Source organism: Mesorhizobium sp. M7A.F.Ca.US.014.04.1.1 (assembly GCF_003998745.1).
GTDB classification, from domain to species: Bacteria; Pseudomonadota; Alphaproteobacteria; order Rhizobiales; family Rhizobiaceae; genus Mesorhizobium; species Mesorhizobium ciceri.
The window spans coordinates 1-2,839 of the sequence record NZ_RZRW01000669.1 but is presented as its reverse complement, the minus strand read 5'-3'; the positions used below and the strand labels follow the sequence as shown (position 1 = coordinate 2,839).

General features: G+C 64.6%; 5 protein-coding genes. 3 read left to right on the top strand and 2 right to left on the bottom strand.

Going from position 1 to position 2,839, the window contains the following annotated elements; translation table 11 throughout:
• The coding region (locus EOA22_RS29670) for a hypothetical protein (RefSeq protein WP_245478716.1) at window positions 1-253 on the bottom strand (253 nt) is incomplete at its 3' end.
• A 255-nt stretch (window positions 254-508) separates the two neighbouring features.
• Here EOA22_RS29670 and EOA22_RS29665 point away from each other — a divergent pair.
• From EOA22_RS29665 to EOA22_RS29655, 3 genes are all read left to right on the top strand, one after another.
• A complete protein-coding gene (locus EOA22_RS29665) occupies window positions 509-1,117 on the top strand; it encodes a BA14K family protein (RefSeq protein WP_063168611.1) in 609 nt (202 codons plus the stop codon).
• Between the two features lie 97 nt (window positions 1,118-1,214).
• Window positions 1,215-1,562, top strand: a complete 348-nt coding sequence (locus tag EOA22_RS29660) for a DUF2934 domain-containing protein (RefSeq protein ID WP_027160800.1) — start codon at window positions 1,215-1,217, stop codon at window positions 1,560-1,562.
• 643 nt (window positions 1,563-2,205) lie between these two features.
• Window positions 2,206-2,355: a hypothetical protein gene (locus EOA22_RS29655; RefSeq protein WP_086081318.1), complete on the top strand. Its 150-nt coding sequence runs from the start codon at window positions 2,206-2,208 to the stop codon at window positions 2,353-2,355.
• Window positions 2,356-2,438: 83 nt separating this feature from the next.
• Here the strand turns inward: EOA22_RS29655 and EOA22_RS29650 are convergent.
• The coding region (locus tag EOA22_RS29650) for a DMT family transporter (protein ID WP_164755988.1) at window positions 2,439-2,839 on the bottom strand (401 nt) is incomplete at its 5' end.

Here is a 2,839-nt window from a genome sequence, read left to right as displayed (position 1 = left end):
GCCCCCGATAGGTCCAGACACGCCCGTCGGAGATCACCGCCGGCAGCGCTGCGAACATCTCGGCAAGCTGTTCGAAGACGGTGTCGAGCCGCTCGCCGGGCAAGCCTTGGCGGGCAAAGTCGGCGCCCGTCAGGATTTGCCCGCGCCTGGCTGTCGCGGGAGCCGTTCTTACCAGCGCATCGACACCTGCCGGGCCGCTTTCCAGCCCCGATCGTTCCGCGTCCAGTTCGGCGACATCGACACCGTGATCCATTTCCATACTTTCCCGTCCAGGCCGGGCATTGCCCGGCACGGCCATTTTTCCAGTTGTTGTGGGATGCTTATGCCATCCGATCTTTTCGGCAGTTTTTCCGAACTGTTGAATATTGTTTCTGAACTGTGTCTGGGCGGGGTTTTGAGCCTCCCTTGGCGGCTGCGCCCGGCGGCAACGCCGGCGCGCGCGCCAGCGTTTTTCTGGAACCAGCCTTGAGGCCCCGCATTCTATGAGCAGGGACTGAAGGAGCGTGTCGTGAAAGCGGTTTTGGGACTGGTCTGCGGCTTCGTGCTGACCCTTGCGGTCTTCGGCAGCGGACTGGGCTTCGCCGCCTGGCTGCTTGCCGCAAAGCCGCCGCGCCAGGCAACGGCCACCGTCAGCGTGGCGGAGCTGTGGACCAAGAAGGCGCGGCCGGTGAACAAAGCCGGGCAGGGCCTCGAACGCCTGCCGGCCGCCCAGCCGGCGCCGCCCGACATCCCCGCCAAACCGCCGGAAACGCCGCCCGACCCGACGGTCACCGGCGCCATCGCGCCCAAGGCAACCGACCTGCCGCGTCCGCATCTCGCCTGGTGCGCCAGCCGCTATCGCTCCTACCATCCGGACGACAACAGTTATCTCTCCTACAGCGGGCAGCTGCGCCCCTGCATCTCGCCCTATCTCGAAGCCGCCGGTCAGGCCGGCCAGCCGGCTGCCGGCGACGGCGGGGAAAACGGCGCTGGCCTTGGCGTCTACCTTGCCGATGATGACGGCGAAGCGCTTTCGGCCGACCATGTCGATTCCTGCTTCAGCCGCTACCGCTCCTATCGCCCGGAAGACAACAGCTACCAGCCATACTCCGGTGGCCCGAGACGGCAATGCCAGTAGCCCCCGCGCACCGCCGGCATGGCGATCCGATCGCGCGGATTTTCCGGAGCGTCCGCATTGGCGCGACGTTCAACCCTGACCCGAAGGAGGACTGACCATGAGCGACGACCGGGACGACAGAATTCGTGAGCGCGCCTACCAGATCTGGGAACGGGAAGGCCGCATGCAGGGCGACCCCGAGCGGCACTGGCACCAGGCCGAGGCCGAGATCGACCGCGAGGGAGCCCTGCCGCTGACGGCGGGCGACGCGCTGCCTGAAACCGGCGAGATCGCCAGCTCCGACGTGCTGGAGGTCGAGGCGCTGGCGGTGCGCACCGGCATCTCCGGCGACGAGGCACAGGAACTGCTCGACCGCTTGGGCAACGACCGCGCCGCGGTCGAGCAAGCCGCGCGCAGCCTCAAGGCCAAAGGGCGGCGAAACCCCGATGAGGGACTGGCGAAATAGTCGGAGGACGAAAAATGCCGGCTAGGCTGCGACGGCTGATCGGCACGAAAAGCCCGCGCCTCTGGCGGAGGACGCGGGCCGATCGGAGGGCCGATCTTCGGCAGGCGATGGAGGGCACCACCTGCCGCATCCACTAACAATTAGCTTTGGCTAATGTTCCGTCAAGTTGGATCTGAATTTACTGCGTTGGAATGTCGGCTGCCGCCGCAATTGCGCCGCTAGCCTTCGTGGCCGGGATGCATGTGTCCGGACAGGGAGCTTGTCGATGGGATAGGAATTTTTTCTTGACGGGGTGAGGGCAGCTATGCTACATTTCTGCCTATGGTGCTGATTTGCGCCAGTGACCCGCCGCCCAGGCGGGTTTTTGCGTTTTGGCCGGCGCTCGCCGAATTTCGACGTTGCCAGAAAGCGCCGACGCCAAAGCTGCCAATCTCCCCACTTGTGGGGGAGATGGCCGGCAGGCCAGAGGGGGGGCGCCGTAGAGTGCTGCCTTCGAACGGGTGGATCATTTGGATTGGAACGGCGTTGATCCCTGACACAACCGGGGAATGAGCATGGCGACAAGACGCAGGCGCTGGTCGGCAGGCCGCCGCCCGGTAAGCGGAAACCTTGATCAGGGCCAATCCTAGCCAGGGAGAGCGAGATGATCCGAAAACTCAAGGACGGCAAATACCGGCTGTATTCGCGCAAGAAGGACGACAAGACCGGCAAGCGGCGCAACCTCGGAACGTTCGATACGCGCGAGGCGGCGGAGAAGCACGAGAAGGAGGTGCAGTATTTCAAGCGGCATTGAGAGGGGGCCTCTGGCTGTCGCAATGGTGACTCACCAAACGCCAATGCGGCCGGCGCTGAATACAGCCGTCACCCGCAAGATGTCTACGCCACGCGTGGTTGAGCTGGCCTGACTACGGTAGCGAGCACGATGCCGGCGACGATGAAGGCCGCACCGACCAGGTCGTAATCGTGCAAGCCCTCGCCGAGCAGCAGATAGGCGAGCACGGCCACGAACACCGTCTGCAGGTAGAGCAGCATGCTTGCCCGGCTAGCACCCAGCGTTTGCACGCTTTTGTTGTAGAGGTAGTACATCAGGGCGCCGCCGGGACCTGCCAGATAGGCGAGCGCGAGAAGGCTGTGGACGTTCATGGCGGAGCGTTCGTCGTTGAACAATTCCCACGCATGGAAAGGCAAGGCGACCAGCGCACCGGCGCCGAGCAGCAGCACGACCATCGGCAGGAGTTCGATGCCGAATTTGGCACGGCGCAAAAGCACGGTGTAGA